The following is a 16,660-nucleotide window of genomic DNA, read 5'->3' on the forward strand; positions in this document are numbered from 1 at the left end:
GAACCTATGGATCAGGACACCCCGGCCGGATCTGCCGACCGACCACCACCACCCCTGACGAAAGACATAAAAGAGCCGGGCGCACCGCGATGCGCCCGGCCCTCTTGATGTTCGTCAGTTGCCCGGGTCGAGTTCCCTGGCGACCGCGCGCACGACCTCGCCGATCCGCTTCGACGTCTTGCGGTCCGGGTAGCGGCCGCGGCGCAGGTCGGGCTGGATCTTCAGCTCCAGGAGCTTGATCATGTCCTCGACCATGCCGTGCAGCTCGTCGGCGGAACGCCGGTGCGCCTCCGCCACCGACGGCAGCGGGTCCAACAGCTTGACCTTGAGGGCCTGCGGACCGCGGCGCCCCTGCGCCATGTCGAAGTCGACGCGCTGGCCCGTCTTGAGCGCCTCCACACCCGATGGCAGCGCCGAGGACCGCACGTACACGTCCTCCCCGCCGTCCTGGGTCAGGAAGCCGAAGCCCTTCTCCGCGTCGAACCACTTGACCCTGCCGGTCGGCACTGTCCTCACCGTTCCCTGTCGAATGTGCTGGCCCGGTCTCCGGGTCCTCGTCGTCCCTCTGGCTGTCCGTCGAGCGGAACCCAATGGCCCCGGCACGACGAAAGCGCCCCGAAAACGCCACGCAATTGGGCGCGCCGGGACGCGTCACAGCAAGCGTACCGCGTACCCAGCCGATAACACCCGTCCTTATCGACCAAGGCCCGCTGCGGCACTCGGCGCAGTCGCTGAATACGCTGCTCAGCATGGCAGCTGCTACGCCCAGGTCCGCGATCCTCCCGGTGTCGATGATCCTGTTCGGGCTGGGACTGCTGGCGATCATCGCGATTTTCGCGCTGTTCGCCGCCGGCTACGAGAACATGCCGGTCTGGCTCAACCTCGCGACCCTGCTGTGCCCGGCCGGGCTGATCTTCGGCGTGATCGCCACGATCCTGCGCAGCCGCAAGCGCTGATTCAAAGCCGCGCGAGCCAGGCCGGGAACTCGGTGAGGTCGCGCAGCGCGACGTCGGCTCCGGCTGCCACCAGCTCGTCGACGCCGTAGGGCCCGGTGGCCACGCCGACCGCGACCGCACCTGCGGCCTTCGCGCCGACGACATCGCCGAGGTGGTCGCCCACGTAGATCGCCGCGCCCTCCTCGCGCAGCACTTCGCCCTTCGCCGCGGCGAAGACGTCGCCGGCGAGCCGGTCGACGTCCCAGCCGAACGCCTTCAGGTGCAGGGCCGCGTTCACCTCGTACTTCCCGGTGATCACCAGGGTCCGCCCGCCCGCTTCGCGGACCGCGTCCAGCGCCCGCTCGGCGCCCGGCATCGGCTCGGTCAGCCCGACGACCACGGACGGGTAGATCTTGCGGAAGTGGCCGACGAGCCGCTCGACCATCGGCTCGTCGAAGCCGTAGCCGCGCATCGTGTCGGCCAGCGGCGGCCCCAGGTGCGCCGCGAACGCCTCGCCGTCCAGCGACAACGCGAACTCCTCGTTCAGGGCTTCGATCGCGCGCACCATGCCCGGCCGCGGATCGATCAGGGTCATGTCCAGGTCGAAGCCGACCACCGGCGCGCTGCGCTGTTCTGCCACGCGCACACCCTACGTTCGGGGGACGCACGCCCCCTTGACTCGAAACTGCGCAGTATCGAAAATCACGGTCATAATGTTCCTCACAATTTGGCGAGCTGGAGTCGTTCAATGACGAGCACCACCGCGCACCCCGCCCACCGCGAAGGTTTCCACTCACTCAAGGCCAGCGGCCTGAACTGGGACTCGCTGCCGCTGCGGCTGTTCAACAAGGGCAACGCCAAGTTCTGGAACCCCGCCGACATCGACTTCAGCAAGGACGCCGAGGACTGGCAACGGCTCGACGAGGCCGAGCAGCGCAGCGTGGCGGGCCTGTGCGCGCAGTTCATCGCCGGCGAGGAAGCCGTGACGCAGGACCTCCAGCCGTTCGTGTCCGCGATGGCCGCCGAGGGCCGGTTCGGCGACGAGATGTACCTGACGCAGTTCGTGTTCGAGGAGGCCAAGCACACCCAGGTCTTCCGGCTGTGGCTGGACGCCGTCGGGCTCACCGACGACCTGCACGGGCTCGTCGAGGACAACCCCGGCTACCGCGAGATCTTCTACCGGGCGCTGCCCGAATCGCTGCACGCCCTGCACGCCGACCCGAGCCCGGAGAACCAGGTGCGCGCGTCGGTCACCTACAACCACGTCGTCGAAGGCACCCTGGCCCTGACCGGCTACTACGCCTGGCACAAGATCTGCGTCAGCCGCGGCATCCTGCCCGGCATGCAGCAGGTCATCCGGCGCATCGGCGACGACGAGCGCCGCCACATGGCATGGGGCACGTTCACCTGCCGCCGCCACGTGGCCGCCGACGAGCGCAACTGGGACGTGGTGCAGGACCAGATGGCCAAGCTGCTGCCGCACGCCATCGCCCAGGTCCAGTGGAAGCCGGAGGACGCACCCGAGGTGCTGCCCTTCGAGCTGGACAAGGACGAGCTCACGGCCTACGCCTCGGACCGCGCGACCCGCCGCCTTGGCGCGATCGCCAGCGCCCGCGGCGTGCCGCTGGCCCAGATCGACGTGGATGCCTCCCCCGAGCAGTTGGAGGACCAGTTCGGCGCCGAGGACGAGGCCGAGCTCGCCAAGCTCGACGCCAAGAACTGACCCCGGTGGTGGGCGCCTTCGGCCGAAGACGCCCACCGCCGCTGGATCATTCGAGGTCGAGGAGCTTCTTCGCGGTTTCGCGCATCTCGATCTTGCGGATCTTGCCGGTGACCGTCATCGGGAACTCGTCGACGACGTGGACGTAGCGCGGAATCTTGTAGTGCGCGAGCTTGCCGGCGCAGAACTCGCGCAGCGCCTCGGCGGTCAGCGGCGCGGCGCCCTCGCGCAGCCGAACCCACGCCATCAGCTCCTCGCCGTACTTCGCGTCCGGGACGCCGATGACCTGCGCATCGAGGATGTCCGGGTGCGTGTAGAGGAACTCCTCGATCTCGCGCGGGTAGACGTTCTCGCCGCCGCGGATGACCATGTCCTTGATCCGGCCGGTGATGCTCACGTAGCCGGCTTCGTCCATGACGGCGAGATCGCCGGTGTGCATCCAGCGCGCCGCGTCCACCACCTCGGCGGTCTTCTCCGGCTGCTCCCAGTAGCCGAGCATCACCGAGTAGCCGCGGGTGCACAGCTCGCCCGGCGTGCCCACCGGCACGGTCAGGCCGGTGGCCGGGTCGACGATCTTGATCTCCAGGTGCGGCCCGACCCGGCCCACCGTGGACACCCGCCGCTCCAGCGAGTCGTCGGCGCGGGTCTGCGTCGACACCGGCGAGGTCTCGGTCATGCCGTAGCAGATCGACACCTCGCCCATCCCCATCCGGCCGATGACCTGCTTCATCACCTCCACCGGGCAGGGCGAGCCGGCCATGATCCCGGTGCGCAGCGAGGACAAGTCGAAGGACTCGAAGTCCGGGTGGTCGAGCTCGGCGATGAACATCGTCGGCACCCCGTACAGCGAGGTGCAGCGCTCCGCGGCGACGGCCGACAGCGCCGCCGTCGGGTCGAAGCCCTCCGCCGGGATGACCATCGCCGCCCCGTGGCTGGTGCACGCCAGGTTGCCCATCACCATGCCGAAGCAGTGGTAGAACGGCGGCACGATCGCCACCCGGTCGGCCTCGGTGTAGCCGCACAGCTCGCCGACGAAGAACCCGTTGTTCAGGATGTTGTGGTGCGACAGCGTCGCGCCCTTCGGGAAACCGGTGGTGCCCGAGGTGTACTGGATGTTGATCGGGTCGTCGGCCGACAGCCGGATCGCCGCCAGCCGCTGCGGATCGCCGGAGCCGCCGGCCAGCTCCGCCCACTCCGGGGAATCCAGGAACACCACCTGCTCCAGGCCCGGGCACTTCACCCGCACCTGCTCCACCATCGCCACGTAGTCCGACGACTTGAACGACCGCGCCGACACCAGCAGCCGCACCCCGGCCTGGTTGAGCACGTACTCCAGCTCGTGCACCCGGTACGCCGGGTTGATGTTGACCAGGATCGCGCCGATCTTCGCCGTCGCGTACTGGGTCATGGTCCACTCGGCGCGGTTCGGCGCCCAGATCCCCACCCGGTCGCCCTTGCCGATCCCGGCGTCCAGCAGGCCCACCGCCAGCACGTCCACCTCGGCGACGAACTCCCGGTAGGACCAGCGGCGCCCGGTCGCGAACTCCACGAGCGCGTCGCGGTCGGGGAAGCGCGCCGCCGTCCGGTCGAGGTTCTCGCCGATGGTGTCGCCCAACAGCGGCACGTCCGAGATGCCCGAGGCGTAGCTGGGCTGAGCTGGTTCGACGGCATCCACGTCGACGACCTCCCGAAAACTCAGTGATGCAGGTCACCCATCTTGTCCTGGCCGGACGCCCGTCGGCCACCCCCGAATGCGGGTAGTGGCGGCCCGGGGTTGCGTACCGTTCAGGGATGCGTGCTTTCGTCGTGGATTCCTTCACCGACAGCGCCTTCGCCGGCAACCCCGCCGGCGTCGTGCTGCTGGACACCCCTGCCGAGGCAAAGTGGATGCAGTCGGTCGCGGCCGAGCTGCGGCACTCCGAGACGGCGTTCGTCGTGACCGGCGGCCCGGAAGACGAACCCAAGCCGCTGCGCTGGTTCACCCCCTCGACCGAGGTGCCGTTGTGCGGGCACGCCACCCTGGCGACGGCGCACGTGCTCGGCGGCGACCAGCGCTTCGACACCCGCAGTGGCGTCCTCACCTGCACCGCGCAGGGCGACGGCTGGATCGAGATGGACTTCCCGGTCGACCGCGCCGAGCCGGTGGAGCCGCCCGCGGCGCTGGCCGCCGGGCTGCCCGGCATCACCATCGAGGAGGCCGCGGAGGGCGAGACCAAGGTTCTGGCGCTCGCCGCATCCGCCGCGGAGGTCCGCGCGGTGCGACCGGACTTCGCGATGCTGGCGGACGTCCCATCGCGCGGGGTGATCGTCACGGCGCCGGGAGACCGGCCGGGCATCGACTTCGTCAGCCGGGTGTTCGCCCCGCAGGTCGGCATTCCGGAAGACCCGGTGACCGGCTCGGCCCACTGCACGCTGGCGAACTGGTGGGCGGCGAAGCTCGGGAAGGACGAGCACGACGCGACGTTCGTCGGAGAACAGGCGTCCCAGCGCGGCGGCATCGTCCAGATGGCCCTCCGCGGAAACCGCGTCGGCCTCCGCGGCCGCGCGGTCACCGTCCTCAGCGGCGACCTCCTCGTCTGACCCACCGCAGTTTCAATTGAAACTGCACCTCATCGGCGTGTCGCACCACGACACACCGGCACCTGTGGACAACTCCCGCAATTTCAATGGAAATCAGAGGTCCGATTTCCATTGAAATTGCGGGACCACCCACTCCGGAGCGCACCTGCGAGACGGTCCGGTGTGTGATCCACAACCTCGGCTCGGCGGCCGGGATGCGGGCCTGGCACCGTGGAGGCATGCGGTTGCTGCTGAACATCATCTGGCTGGTGCTCTGCGGGTTCTGGATGGCCTTCGGCTACGCGGTCGCCGGGGTCGTCCTGGCGATCACGATCATCGGCATCCCGTTCTCCATCGCGTCCTTCCGGATGGCCAACTTCGCGCTGTGGCCGTTCGGCAGGCGGCTGGTCGACGAGCCCACCTCGGGCGCGATGGCAGGCATCGGCAACATCCTCTGGCTGGTGCTGGCCGGCTGGTGGCTGGCGCTCGGGCACATCTTCACCGGCATCGCCCTGTGCGTCACGATCGTCGGCATCCCGCTGGGCATCGCGAACTTCAAGCTCGTCCCGGTCTCACTGCTGCCGCTGGGCAAGCGCATCGTGGACGCCGACGACGTGTACGCGTTCATGCGCCCTCGGTGACGTGCGACACATCGGCGTACGACCGATCGGCCCAATGCGGTCCCCACAGTCATAGGGAATCGGCGACTTGGGGATTCGGATGATCACGGAACTGGAGCTGGAGCGGGTCGCGGCGGCGATCGAGCGCGCCTTCCGCGGTCCGGCACGGCAGGACTGGGCGCACGTCGAACGGCTGCGGCTGCAGGCGGACCTGCTCGACCGCCTGGCGGCGGCGCAGCGCCACTGGTCGGGATCGCTGAGCCGCCGCGCCGAGCTCGTGCGCGATGCCGCTGAGCGCCTGGCCGACGAGCTCAACCAGGTCACCAGCGCCATCGCCGTGCCGAAACCCGCCCCACCTGCGACGCCGTCGTAGCTTTCAGGCCTTGAACGGATCCAGGACGTGGTCCGTGAGGTCGGCGATCGAGTTGATCACCTTCGTCGGCCGGTACGGGAACAGGTCCGCGGTGTGCTCGTCGGAGATCCCGGACAGCACCAGGATCGTCTGCATGCCCGATTCCAGGCCGGACCGCACGTCGGTGTCCATCCGGTCGCCGATCATCAGGGTGTTCTCCGAGTGCGCGCCCAGGTGGCGCAGCGCCGACCGCATCATCAGCGGGTTCGGCTTGCCCACGTAGTACGGCGCGCGGCCGGTCACCCGCTCGATCAGCGCGGCGACGGCACCGGTGGCGGGCAGCGTGCCCTCCCGGCTCGGCCCCTTCTCGTCGGGGTTGGTGGCGATGAACCGCGCGCCGCCCTCGACCAGCCGGATCGCCTTGGTTATCGCCTCGAAGCTGTAGGTGCGGGTCTCGCCGAGGATGACGTAGTCCGGATCGCGATCGGTCAGCACGTAGCCGATGTTGTGCAGCGCCGTGGTCAGCCCCGACTCGCCGACCACGTAGGCCGTGCCGCCGGGCCGCTGCTTCTCCAGGAACTGCGCGGTCGCCAGCGCGGAGGTCCAGATCGCGCCCTCCGGGACGTCCAGACCGGTGCGCGACAGCCTGGCGCGCAGGTCGCGCGGGGTGTAGATCGAGTTGTTGGTGAAGACCATGAACGGGATGCCGTTCTCGCGCAGCGCCGCCACGAAGGCGTCCGCGCCCGGCACCATGTGCTCCTCGTGCACGAGCACGCCGTCCATGTCCATCAGGTACGTCCAGGGGGATGGCTCAGTCACGCCCCAGATGATCCACCTGATGTGGGGTGAATTGCTACTTCGGCGGCCTTCACCACGAACCAGACCTCGTCGTCCGGGGTGAGCCGCAGGTCGGCAACGGCCGCCGGGGTCACGTCGGCGGCCAGCGAGCAGTCCCGCACCACGCCGCGCACCCGCACGACGTCGCCGCGCGGTTCGAGCGCCGCCAACCGCACCGGGATCGCGTTGCGCGGGCTGCCGTGCGGGCGCTCGCGGTGCACGGCGACGGCCGACGGCGCGAACACCGCAGCAGCGGCTTCGCCCTGCTCCAGCGCCTCGGCGATCCGGCCGCTGATCGTGCTGTCGCCGAAGGAAACGCCGTCCGCCGCTGCTACCCCGGGCACCAGGTTCAGCCCGGCCACCCGCGCCGTGAACGCCTCCTTCGGGCGGGCCAGCACCTCGCGGGTCAGGCCCTGCTCGACGACGCAGCCGTCGAGCATCACCAGGAGCCGGTCGGCGAGCACGACCGCGTCCAGCACGTCGTGGGTGACCAGCACGGTCGGTTTCTCCTGCCGCCGCAGCACCTGGTGCAGCAGCCCGCGCATGGCCGGAGCGGCGTCGACGTCGAGCGCGGCCAGCGGCTCGTCGAGCAGCAGCAACCGCGGATTCGCCGCCAGCGCCCGAGCCAGCGCGACGCGCTGCGCCTGACCGCCCGAGAGCTGCCCGGGCCTGCGCGCCGCCAGCTCGGCGACGTCCACCTCGGACAACCACCGCCCGGCGGCCTCCCGCGCGTCGGCCTTGCGGACACCGGCCGCGCGCGGTCCGAATGCGACGTTCTCCAGCGCGGTCAGGTTCGGGAACAGCAGGGCGTTCTGCGCGAGCAGCCCGACACCGCGACGGTGCGTCGGCACGTTGATCCCGCGCTCGGTGTCCAGCCACGCGGTGCCGTCCAGCTCGACGCGCCCGTGATGCGGGGCGAGCTGCCCGGCCAGCACCGACAGCAGCGTCGACTTGCCCGCCCCGTTCGGCCCGAGCACCGCCAGGACCTCGCCGGGCGCCACCTCGAACTCCGCGCGCAGCGTGAAGTCGGGGCGCCGGAACTCGATGTCGGCGCGCAATCCGCTCACAGCCGTCCCTCCACCGCCTTGGGCCGGGCCACCACGATCACCAGCAGCGCGACCACCACCAGCAGCAACGACATCGCGACCGCAGCGTCCACATCGGACTGCGCCGTGGTGTAGATGGCCAGCGGCAGGGTCCGGGTGGTGCCCTGCAAGCTACCGGCGAAGGTGATCGTCGCGCCGAACTCCCCCAGCGCCCGCGCGAAGGTCAGCACCAGGCTCGACCCGAGCGCGGGCAGCAGCAGCGGCACGGTGACGCGCCGGAACGTCAGCCAGGGCCCGGCGCCCAGCGTCGCGGCGACCTGCTCGTACCGCCCGCCGGCGGTCCGCAGCGCGCCTTCCAGGCCGACCACGAGGAACGGCATCGCGACGAACGTCTGCGCGAGCACCACGGCGGTTGTCGTGTAGGGCAAGCGAATTCCCACGACGTCCAGCAGCTGCCCGATCGGACCGGTGCGGCCCAGCAGGTACAGCAGGGCGAGGCCGCCGACGACCGGCGGCAGCACCAGCGGCAGCAGCACGAAGGCCCGCACCACGCGGAGCCCGCGCATCCGGGACCGCGCGAGCACCAGCGCCAGCGGGCCGCCCAGGAGCAGCGCGAGCGCGGTGGAGATCAGCCCGGTGATCACCGAGAGCCGCAGGGCGTCGAGCGCAGCGGGGCTGAGCAGCAGCTCCGGCAGGCGCGCGGGATCGACGCGCGTCAGCAGCCCCAGGACCGGCAGGACCACGAGCGCCAGCGCGAGCACCGCCGGCACCCACAGCACCACCGGCACCTGGGATGCCCGCAGTTTCAATTGAAACCTCACCTCACACCCGGGTCGTCGGCAGTTTCAATTGAAACTGCGGGTCATCGGCGTGTCGCACGCCGACACGCCCACGGCTGTGGACAACTCCCGCAATTTCAATGGAAATCGAAGGTCCGATTTCCATTGAAATTGCGGTGGACCACTGCTCACGGAGCGCCGAAGCCGTGCTTGCCGAGGACGTCGCGGCCGATCGGGCCGCGCGCGAACGCCATGAACTCCGCCGCCAGCTGCGCCTCCGGCGCGGCGGTGATCGTCGCGATCGGATAGGTGTTGATCGCCTGCTGCGACTCCGGGAAGTCCACCGCCTGCACCTTGTCCCCGGCCGCCTTCGCGTCGGTGACGTACACCAGCCCGGCATCCGCCTCACCGGCAACAACCTTCTGCAGCACCGACTTCACGTCGCTCTCCTCGCTGGCGGGCTTCAGCTGCACGCCGGAGGCCTGCGCCACCTTCTGCGTGGCCGATCCGCACGGCACCTGCGGCGCGCAGACCACGACCGTCCGGCCGGGCGCCGCGAGGTCGGCGAGCGAGGCGATCCCGGCCGGGTTGCCCGGCGGGACCACGATCGTCAGCTGGTTCGTCGCGAGGACCTCCGGCGTACCGACCAGATCCCGCACCTTGTCCATGTTCTTGGTGTCCGCCGAGGCGAACACGTCCGCGGCACGACCCTGCTTGATCTGCTCGGCGAGCGTCGACGAGCCCTGGTAGTCGAACTGCACCCGCACGCCGGGGTGCTGCTCGGTGAACCGGGTGCCGAGCTCGTCGAAGGACTCGGTGAGGGACGCGGCCGCGAGCACGGTCAGCGTGCGCTGCGGCTGGGCCTGCGGCCCGGCCTGACCGCACCCGGCCAGCACCACGAGCGCGACCAGCGCGCCGACGATCATCTTGAGCTTCGACATCATCCTTCTCCCGGTGTTTCCACCACGACGTTGGTCGACTTGACCACGGCGACCGCCAGCGCCCCGGGCACCAGCCCGAGTTCGCGCACCGCCTCCGTGCTCATCAGCGAGACGATCCGGTGCGGGCCGCACTGGATCTCCACCTGCGACATGACCCGGTCCGAGATCACCTCGGTGACCAGCCCCACGAACCGGTTGCGCGCCGACCGGCCGATGCCGGACGGGTCCGGCGTCGAGCGGGCCTGGGCGCGGGCGAACTCGGCGAGCGCGGCGCCGTCCACGGTCCGCCGGCCGGCGGCGTCCCGGTCCGACGACAGCTGCCCGCCATCGACCCACCGGCGCACCGTGTCGTCGCTGACGCCGAGCAGCCCGGCGGCCTCCGAAATCCGATAGTGCGGCACAGCCGCCAACATTACTTCCGCAGCTGCGTGCAAAACCAGCGAAATTGACCGCAAACACGGATCTTGCAACGACTTTGTGCCTTCCTCCGACCACTCCGGACGCCGCAGCGGATCACTCGGCGATTCCGCACAAATTGGGGCCGCGCGATCGAAATCCCCTCCCTCGAAGCGCTAGGGTCGTGGAGTGACCGCGGTGGACCTGGGAATCCCGCTCGTGCGCCGCACGGCCGACACGTCCGCACGCCCGGACACGACCCGGCTGGTGGACCGATTCGGCCGCATCGCGACCGACCTGCGCGTTTCCCTCATCGACAAGTGCAACCTGCGCTGCACCTACTGCATGCCCGCCGAGGGCCTGCCCTGGCTGAAGCGCGCCGAACTCCTCGACACCGAGGAGATGAACCGGCTGATCCGCATCGCCGTGGAGGAGCTGGGCGTCACCACGGTGCGCTTCACCGGCGGCGAGCCGCTGCTGCGGCAGGACCTGGTGGACATCATCGCGGCGACCGCGGCGCTGCCGAGTCGCCCGACGACTTCGTTGACCACCAACGGCATCAACCTCGGCGGCTTCGCCGAACCGCTGGTGCGGGCCGGGCTGAACCGGGTCAACGTCTCGCTCGACACCCTCGACCGCGACGTGTTCAAGCAGCTCACCCGCCGCGACCGGCTGGACGACGTGCTGGCCGGGCTCGCCGCGGCGAAGGAGATGCGGCTGGAGCCGGTCAAGGTCAACGCGGTGCTGATGCGCGGGATCAACGACCACGAGGCCGGCGACCTGCTGCGCTTCTGCATCGAGCGCGGCTACCAGCTGCGGTTCATCGAGCAGATGCCGCTGGACGCCCAGCACGAATGGGACCGCGGCCAGATGATCACAGCCGAGGAGATCCTGGAGCGCCTCGGCAGCGAGTTCGCCCTCACCCCGGACGTCGCCGAGCGCGGCTCCGCGCCCGCGGAGCGCTGGCTGGTCGACGGCGGGCCCGCGACGGTCGGCGTGATCGCCTCGGTGACCAGGCCGTTCTGCGCGGCCTGCGACCGGACCCGGCTCACCGCGGACGGCCAGCTGCGCTCGTGCCTGTTCTCGACGACCGAGACGGACCTGCGCGGGCCGGTGCGGGCCGGGGTCGAGGACGCCGAACTGATCCGGTTGTGGCAGGAGACGATGTGGGCGAAGGCGGCCGGGCACGGGATGGATTCGGGCGAGTTCGCCCAGCCATCGCGGCCGATGAGCGCAATCGGGGGTTGACCGGATGACGGCTCTGCCGGAGCAGATCGGGACCGTGGCGGTGCGGGTGCGCTACTTCGCGGGTGCCCGCGCGGCCGCCGGGGTCCCGGAGGAAACGGTGCACGTCACGCGCCCGGATGGCGCCGTCGTGACCGCTGCGGACGTCATCTCCGCCGCGCTCGGCCGGCACGACGAGAAGCTGGCGAGCGTGCTGCCCGCGTGCAGCTTCCTGCTCGACGGAGTCGCCGTCCGGGACCGCGGCATCGCGGTTCCCGACGACGCCACCCTCGACGTCCTCCCGCCGTTCGCGGGCGGCTGAACCCCCTCTTCAGCGGCCTCTCGGGGCGACACTGCATTACTGCGCGCGCGGGCGTGCGCGCGCACGCGAATACAACATGCGTCGGCGTGTCGTACACGCTCGGCCAGGTGACATTTCGGTCTCGCTTACGAGCATGTCGATCTTGACTTACGCGCCGTGTCCTTCGGCAGCCTTAACAGTCCCTGATCTAGCGACACAGATCACTACCGTGCGCATTGACGCGAATCCTCTTCGCAACCACCACCGTGGAGTCATGGCACGCCTGGGCGAGAGCCCGGACGGGCCGCCGGAGCGGCGAACCGCTGCGACGGAGGCGGCCCGGAGGGAGCAACGAGGTGACCCACGACTCACTTACGGTGATCGATATCGGCCTGGAAACGACTTGATAACGACGCTCTGATCAGCACAAATACCCCGGATCGAAGCATTGCCCTCAGTTGTTACGTGACCAGCGTCACAGGAACTCAGGTTTCCGATCTCCCCGGTGGTTACGTAGTGTCGCTCCTCGGTCGGCCCCGAACCGATCAGCAAGGAGCGGAAGCTCGCAGCGCCGAACCCTGTCCGGCGGGCTTCCAGACCCCGAAACGAAGAAACCGGACAGGGGCGGGGGACCCAACACCCGGGCTCCCCGAAGCCCTAGGGGTGAAGCCGGCTCCCCCGAGCCGGCCGGGCTGCCTCTCAGCCCGAACCCGACAGCTGACCTCGCAGGCGCGGCAGGAGAGAGGAACATGGCTCGCTACCAAGGCAAGCACCGCAAGCCTTCCAATACCGGCCGCACCCTGGCCCGCGTCGCCGTCGCCGGCGCGGTGGTCGCCACCCCGATCGCGATCGCCGCCCCCGCCAACGCGGCCCCGAACTGGGACAAGCTCGCCCAGTGCGAGAGCAGCGGCAACTGGAGCATCAACAGCGGCAACGGCTACTACGGCGGACTCCAGTTCAGCGCGTCCACCTGGGCGGCCTACGGCGGCACCCAGTACGCCGGCAGCGCGCACCAGGCGACCCGCGAGCAGCAGATCGCCGTCGCCGAGAAGGTCCTCGCCTCGCAGGGCGCCAACGCGTGGCCGGGCTGCACCTCCAAGCTGAACTGGACCAGCGGCGGCACCAAGGTCACCGCCAAGGTCACGACCAAGACCACCACGCCGAAGAAGACCACCGAGACCAAGGTCAAGACCCAAACGCCGAAGCCGACGGTGAAGACCAACGGCGCGGACTACACGGTCCAGCTCGGTGACACGCTGAGCAAGATCGGCGAGAAGTTCGGCGTGGCCTACCAGGACATCGCGCAGCGCAACTCGAGCATCATCAACGACCCGAACCTGATCTTCCCGGGCCAGCAGCTCGACATCAAGTGATCTGGTCGGCCGGCTGAGCCGGCCGGCGAGGAGTACGTGTCGTACCCCCCGACACGGCACGTACTCCGCACCTCTCGGAACCCCCACCGCACCCCCCAGCGGCGGGGGTTCCGTCTTTTTCTTGTTTTCCCGGCTCGTCCTGCGAATCGGTGCGGGTAGCGGAACCTCAGGGGTCCACTCCCGCCGGGGTGCCTCCTGGCTACTCGGCCTGGCGGCTGAGGTGTTCCCACTTGGCCAGCTCCGCCGTCATGGCCTTGGTCATCCCGTCGACCATGTCGTAGGCCGCCGATCCCAGGATCAGGCGCTTCGGCGGCTCCGCCATGTTCACCACGTCGAGCACCACCTCCGCCGCCTTCGCCGGGTCGAAGTCCTCCGACTCCGTCCACAGGCCGGCCAGCCATTCGCGCAGCGGCGCGTAGGCCTCGTGCTCCACCGTCTGCGTCAGGCCGCGGGTGAACAGGTCGGTCTCATAGCCGCCCGGCTGCAGGATCGTCACCTTGATCCCGAACCGCTCGACCTCCATCTGCAGCGCCTCGCTCATCGAGTCCAGCGCCGCCTTGCCCGCGCCGTACATGCCCGTCGCCGCGAAGCCGCCGGCCGAGCCCATCGAGGACACCTGCAGGATGCGGCCCGAGCGTCGTTCTCGGAGGTGCGGGACGACGGCCTGGCTCACCCACAGCGCACCGAAGAAGTTGGTGTCCAGGTGTGCCCTGGCCTGCTCCTCGGTGAGCTCCTCGATCATGCCGAGCAGGACGCCACCGGCGTTGTTCACCACGATGTCCAGGCGGCCGAAGGCCGCGATCGCCCGCTCGACACCCGCGAAGACGGCCTCGCGGTCCGAGACGTCGAGCGGGAACGCGACCAGGCGGCCGTCGAAGCGGTCGACGAGCTCCTCCAGCGGCGTGATGTCGCGGGCGACGCCGACCACCCTGTCGCCCGCTGCCAGCGCGGCTTCGGTGAACGCCCGCCCGAGACCGCGGGAGGCGCCGGTGATGAACCAGGCGCGGGGTCCGAGTCCGGTGGATGCGTGTTGCACGGGCACTCCTCGAAGATTTTGAGACGATACGGTCCGTCTCGTTGTTGTCGAGCATGCACCACACCTCCGCAGGATGTCAAGACGGACCGTCTCGTCGCGCGTATGGTGTGGGCATGGCATCCCGGAAGACGCCGGACGTGACCCGCCGCAGCGAGCGGTCCCGGGTGGCGATCCTGACCGCCGCCCGCGAACTCATCGCCGAGGTCGGCTACGCCAAGTTGTCCATCGAAGCCATCGCCGCCCGCGCCGGAGTCGGCAAGCAGACGATCTACCGCTGGTGGTCGTCGAAGGGCGCGGTCGTCTTCGATTCCCTGCTGGCGCTCAGCGAAGGCGCGGACGGCGAGGGCATCGCGCTGCCGGACACCGGCGACATCGAGGCGGACCTCAAGACCGTGCTGCGCGCGACGGCGGCCGAGTTCGCCGACCCCGAGTTCGAAGCGCCGATCCGGGCGCTCAACACCGAGATCATCAACGATGCCGAGCTGGCCGCGATCTACCGCGAGAAGATGGCGGCGCCGGTGGAGGAAGCGAAGAAGGAGCGCCTGCGCAGCGCGCAGCGCGCGGGCCAGCTCGCGGCCGATGCGGACCTGGACCTGTTCCTGGAGGTGCTGTACGCCCCGCTGGCCCAGCGCTGGCTGCTGCGCTCCGGCCCGCTCGACGACGCCTTCGCCGACGCCCTGGTCGATGCGGCGCTCCGCGCCTTCCGCCCCGAGTGACGGGCGGAGTGCCCAACTTCAAGGGTCGTTTCAACATGCGGCGCAGGCACCGCGAGACGTGACCGCCTGGGTGGCAGGGCGGCGATTTCGCGCGAAATCGCCGCTCCGCGTGGGGGCGGGGTGGTGATTTCGCGCGAAATCGCCACGGCGTCAAGCACGCCGGGCGCCCTGGATCAAGGGCAGTTGACCCATTCTTCGGTGTTGTCCTCGAAGACCTGGCGCTTCCAGATCGGCAGCCGCCTCTTCACCTCGTCGACCAGTTCCGAGCAGGCGCTGAACGCTTGCTTGCGGTGCTCCGCCGCCACCGCGCACCCGAGCGCCACGTCGCCGATCTTGAGCAGGCCGATCCGGTGCGACACCGCGATGGCGCGCACGCCCTCGAAGCGCGCCGCGATGTCCTGCGCCACCTCGGCGATCACGTCGGACGCGCTGGGATGCCCGACGTACTCCAGCTCTTGGACGCCGCGTCCGCCGTCGTGGTCGCGGACCACTCCCCCGAAGGTCACCACGGCGCCGGCCGCTCGGTGTTCCACCGACCTGGCCAGGTCGTCGACGTCGATCACCTGCTCCGTCACGTCGGCCCGCAGGACGTCCGCCACCGCCCGGTTCGGCGCCGCGTGGTCGCCGCCGTGCAGCTGGTCGACGGCGTGGTCCAGGACCCCGTCCAGCACGCCGAGGCCGTCCTTGACGCCGCCGCGCGAGCCGGGCAGGTTCACGATCAGCGTCCGGCCGCTGACGCCGGCCAGCCCGCGGGAGAGCACCGCCGTCGGGACCTCCGGCAGGCCCGCCGAGCGGATCGCCTCCGCCAGTCCCGGAATCGGGTAGTCCAGGACCGCCGCCGTGACCTCGGGCGTGCGGTCGGTCGGGCTGATCCCGGTGCCGCCGGTGGTGATCACGACGTCCGCGCCGTCGGCGACCGCCCGGCGCAGCTCCTCGCCCACCGGGTCGCCGTCCGGCACCACGACGGGGTCGGGTGTCTCATAGCCGCGCCCGCGCAGCCACTCGACGATCACCGGGCCGGTGCGGTCGGGGTAGACGCCGGCCGAGGCGCGGTTGGACGCGGCGATCACTCGCGCTGTCCTCGTCATGGAGACCTCCTGTGTGTTGGCGCCGGAGTCCGCTCGGCCGCCGCGGGGCCATCTTCCGCGACCGACCGGCATGGCCTCAAGCGCGCCCGCTCCGTGGCACCGCACCGACCGCTGGTCCGCAATTTCCATTGAAATCGAAGGTTCGATTTCAATGGAAATTGCGGAACCACGGGGGTCAGCGGGTCCAGGTGCCGGTTTTGCCGCCCTCTTTGCGTTCCACCCGGACCTCGTCGAGGACCGCGGCCGGGTCCACCGCCTTGATCATGTCGTGCAGGGTGAGGCCGGTGCCCGCCACCGCGGTCAGCGCCTCCATCTCGACGCCGGTGCGGTCGGTCGTCTTCACCGTGGCGGTGATCCGCACCTCCGACTCGCCGAGCTCCAGCTCGACCTTGGCGCCCGAGATCGCGATCGGGTGGCACAGCGGGATGAGGTCCGGGGTCCGCTTCGCGGCCATGATCCCGGCGATCCGGGCGGTGGCGATCGCGTCGCCCTTCGGCAGCCCGTCGCGGCGCAACAGGGCGATCACCTCGGCCGTCGTGCGCACCACGCCGCTGGCGACCGCGATGCGGGCGGTGGGCTGCTTGCCGGAGACGTCGACCATGCGAGCGGCGCCCGCCTCGTCGACATGCGTGAGCTCGTCCTGCGCCATGCCCCGAGCCTAGTCCCGCCGAGAGCGCGGCCCGACCCCTGGGAACACGAGTGCGGGGCGCCCCCGGCAGAGGACGCCCCGCACCTCG

20 protein-coding genes and 1 riboswitch are annotated in these 16,660 nt (G+C 70.1%); of the genes, 9 read left to right on the forward strand and 11 right to left on the reverse strand.

Features of this window, described 5'->3' with window-relative positions; genetic code table 11:
* Positions 1-114: 114 nt before the first annotated feature.
* Positions 115-507: a cold-shock protein gene (locus tag AC07EQ_RS16500; protein ID WP_478388788.1), complete on the reverse strand. Its 393-nt coding sequence runs from the start codon at positions 505-507 to the stop codon at positions 115-117.
* A gap of 242 nt (positions 508-749) precedes the next feature.
* Between AC07EQ_RS16500 and AC07EQ_RS16505 the strand changes: the two genes are divergently transcribed.
* On the forward strand, positions 750-956 hold the full coding sequence (locus AC07EQ_RS16505; RefSeq protein WP_478388789.1) for a hypothetical protein: 207 nt from the start codon (positions 750-752) through the stop codon (positions 954-956).
* 1 nt (position 957) lies between these two features.
* On the opposite strand, the gene AC07EQ_RS16510 is transcribed toward AC07EQ_RS16505, so the two are convergent.
* Complete coding sequence (locus AC07EQ_RS16510; RefSeq protein WP_478388790.1) at positions 958-1,575, reverse strand: HAD family hydrolase; 618 nt, start codon at positions 1,573-1,575, stop codon at positions 958-960.
* A gap of 108 nt (positions 1,576-1,683) precedes the next feature.
* Here AC07EQ_RS16510 and AC07EQ_RS16515 point away from each other — a divergent pair, with 108 nt between their 5' ends.
* Positions 1,684-2,658, forward strand: a complete 975-nt coding sequence (locus AC07EQ_RS16515) for a R2-like ligand-binding oxidase (protein ID WP_478388791.1) — start codon at positions 1,684-1,686, stop codon at positions 2,656-2,658.
* Positions 2,659-2,704: 46 nt separating this feature from the next.
* Here AC07EQ_RS16515 and AC07EQ_RS16520 read toward each other — a convergent pair whose 3' ends face one another.
* Positions 2,705-4,330, reverse strand: coding sequence for an AMP-binding protein (locus AC07EQ_RS16520; protein WP_478388792.1), 1,626 nt, complete (start codon positions 4,328-4,330; stop codon positions 2,705-2,707).
* A gap of 116 nt (positions 4,331-4,446) precedes the next feature.
* Here AC07EQ_RS16520 and AC07EQ_RS16525 point away from each other — a divergent pair, with 116 nt between their 5' ends.
* The 3 genes from AC07EQ_RS16525 to AC07EQ_RS16535 all read left to right on the forward strand — a co-directional run bounded on the left by AC07EQ_RS16525 (position 4,447) and on the right by AC07EQ_RS16535 (position 6,207).
* The gene (locus AC07EQ_RS16525) at positions 4,447-5,235 is read left to right on the forward strand and encodes a PhzF family phenazine biosynthesis protein (RefSeq protein WP_478388793.1); all 789 of its coding nucleotides are present in this window, start codon (positions 4,447-4,449) and stop codon (positions 5,233-5,235) included.
* A gap of 218 nt (positions 5,236-5,453) precedes the next feature.
* Positions 5,454-5,855: a YccF domain-containing protein gene (locus AC07EQ_RS16530; protein WP_478388794.1), complete on the forward strand. Its 402-nt coding sequence runs from the start codon at positions 5,454-5,456 to the stop codon at positions 5,853-5,855.
* A gap of 79 nt (positions 5,856-5,934) precedes the next feature.
* Positions 5,935-6,207 carry a hypothetical protein gene (locus tag AC07EQ_RS16535; protein ID WP_235883676.1) on the forward strand — a complete coding sequence of 91 codons (273 nt, stop codon included), beginning with the start codon at positions 5,935-5,937 and terminating at the stop codon, positions 6,205-6,207.
* Positions 6,208-6,210: 3 nt separating this feature from the next.
* Here AC07EQ_RS16535 and AC07EQ_RS16540 read toward each other — a convergent pair whose 3' ends face one another.
* The 5 genes from AC07EQ_RS16540 to AC07EQ_RS16560 all read right to left on the reverse strand — a co-directional run bounded on the left by AC07EQ_RS16540 (position 6,211) and on the right by AC07EQ_RS16560 (position 10,190).
* Positions 6,211-6,975 (reverse strand): HAD-IIA family hydrolase, encoded by a 765-nt coding sequence (locus tag AC07EQ_RS16540; RefSeq protein ID WP_478388932.1) that lies wholly within the window; start codon positions 6,973-6,975, stop codon positions 6,211-6,213.
* A gap of 26 nt (positions 6,976-7,001) precedes the next feature.
* On the reverse strand, positions 7,002-8,090 hold the full coding sequence (locus AC07EQ_RS16545; protein WP_478388795.1) for a sulfate/molybdate ABC transporter ATP-binding protein: 1,089 nt from the start codon (positions 8,088-8,090) through the stop codon (positions 7,002-7,004).
* Positions 8,087-8,878 (reverse strand): ABC transporter permease, encoded by a 792-nt coding sequence (locus AC07EQ_RS16550; protein ID WP_478388796.1) that lies wholly within the window; start codon positions 8,876-8,878, stop codon positions 8,087-8,089. The genes AC07EQ_RS16545 and AC07EQ_RS16550 overlap by 4 nt, the downstream gene beginning before the upstream one ends.
* A gap of 158 nt (positions 8,879-9,036) precedes the next feature.
* Entirely contained in the window at positions 9,037-9,792 is a 756-nt protein-coding gene (modA, locus tag AC07EQ_RS16555) for a molybdate ABC transporter substrate-binding protein (RefSeq protein WP_478388797.1), read from the reverse strand.
* Complete coding sequence (locus AC07EQ_RS16560; RefSeq protein ID WP_478388798.1) at positions 9,789-10,190, reverse strand: TOBE domain-containing protein; 402 nt, start codon at positions 10,188-10,190, stop codon at positions 9,789-9,791. The genes modA and AC07EQ_RS16560 overlap by 4 nt, the downstream gene beginning before the upstream one ends.
* 184 nt (positions 10,191-10,374) lie before the next feature.
* Here AC07EQ_RS16560 and moaA point away from each other — a divergent pair, with 184 nt between their 5' ends.
* From moaA to AC07EQ_RS16575, 3 genes are all read left to right on the forward strand, one after another.
* Positions 10,375-11,433, forward strand: coding sequence for a GTP 3',8-cyclase MoaA (moaA, locus tag AC07EQ_RS16565; RefSeq protein ID WP_478388799.1), 1,059 nt, complete (start codon positions 10,375-10,377; stop codon positions 11,431-11,433).
* Positions 11,434-11,437: 4 nt separating this feature from the next.
* A complete protein-coding gene (locus tag AC07EQ_RS16570; protein WP_478388800.1) occupies positions 11,438-11,731 on the forward strand; it encodes a MoaD/ThiS family protein in 294 nt (97 codons plus the stop codon).
* A 567-nt stretch (positions 11,732-12,298) separates the two neighbouring features.
* A riboswitch (cyclic di-AMP (ydaO/yuaA leader) is annotated at positions 12,299-12,458 on the forward strand.
* A 1-nt stretch (position 12,459) separates the two neighbouring features.
* Positions 12,460-13,083 carry a transglycosylase family protein gene (locus AC07EQ_RS16575; RefSeq protein ID WP_478388801.1) on the forward strand — a complete coding sequence of 208 codons (624 nt, stop codon included), beginning with the start codon at positions 12,460-12,462 and terminating at the stop codon, positions 13,081-13,083.
* A gap of 199 nt (positions 13,084-13,282) precedes the next feature.
* On the opposite strand, the gene AC07EQ_RS16580 is transcribed toward AC07EQ_RS16575, so the two are convergent.
* A complete protein-coding gene (locus AC07EQ_RS16580) occupies positions 13,283-14,119 on the reverse strand; it encodes an SDR family NAD(P)-dependent oxidoreductase (protein WP_478388802.1) in 837 nt (278 codons plus the stop codon).
* A gap of 113 nt (positions 14,120-14,232) precedes the next feature.
* On the opposite strand from AC07EQ_RS16580, the gene AC07EQ_RS16585 reads away from it, so the two are divergent.
* Positions 14,233-14,835 carry a TetR/AcrR family transcriptional regulator gene (locus AC07EQ_RS16585; RefSeq protein ID WP_358580527.1) on the forward strand — a complete coding sequence of 201 codons (603 nt, stop codon included), beginning with the start codon at positions 14,233-14,235 and terminating at the stop codon, positions 14,833-14,835.
* Between the two features lie 173 nt (positions 14,836-15,008).
* On the opposite strand, the gene AC07EQ_RS16590 is transcribed toward AC07EQ_RS16585, so the two are convergent.
* Together AC07EQ_RS16590 and moaC are read right to left on the reverse strand one after the other, a co-directional pair.
* Positions 15,009-15,923, reverse strand: a complete 915-nt coding sequence (locus tag AC07EQ_RS16590) for a molybdenum cofactor biosynthesis protein MoaE (RefSeq protein WP_478388803.1) — start codon at positions 15,921-15,923, stop codon at positions 15,009-15,011.
* 175 nt (positions 15,924-16,098) lie between these two features.
* Positions 16,099-16,572 (reverse strand): cyclic pyranopterin monophosphate synthase MoaC, encoded by a 474-nt coding sequence (moaC, locus tag AC07EQ_RS16595; protein ID WP_478388804.1) that lies wholly within the window; start codon positions 16,570-16,572, stop codon positions 16,099-16,101.
* Positions 16,573-16,660 lie beyond the last annotated feature (88 nt).

Source organism: Saccharopolyspora sp. NPDC045839 (assembly GCF_056431645.1).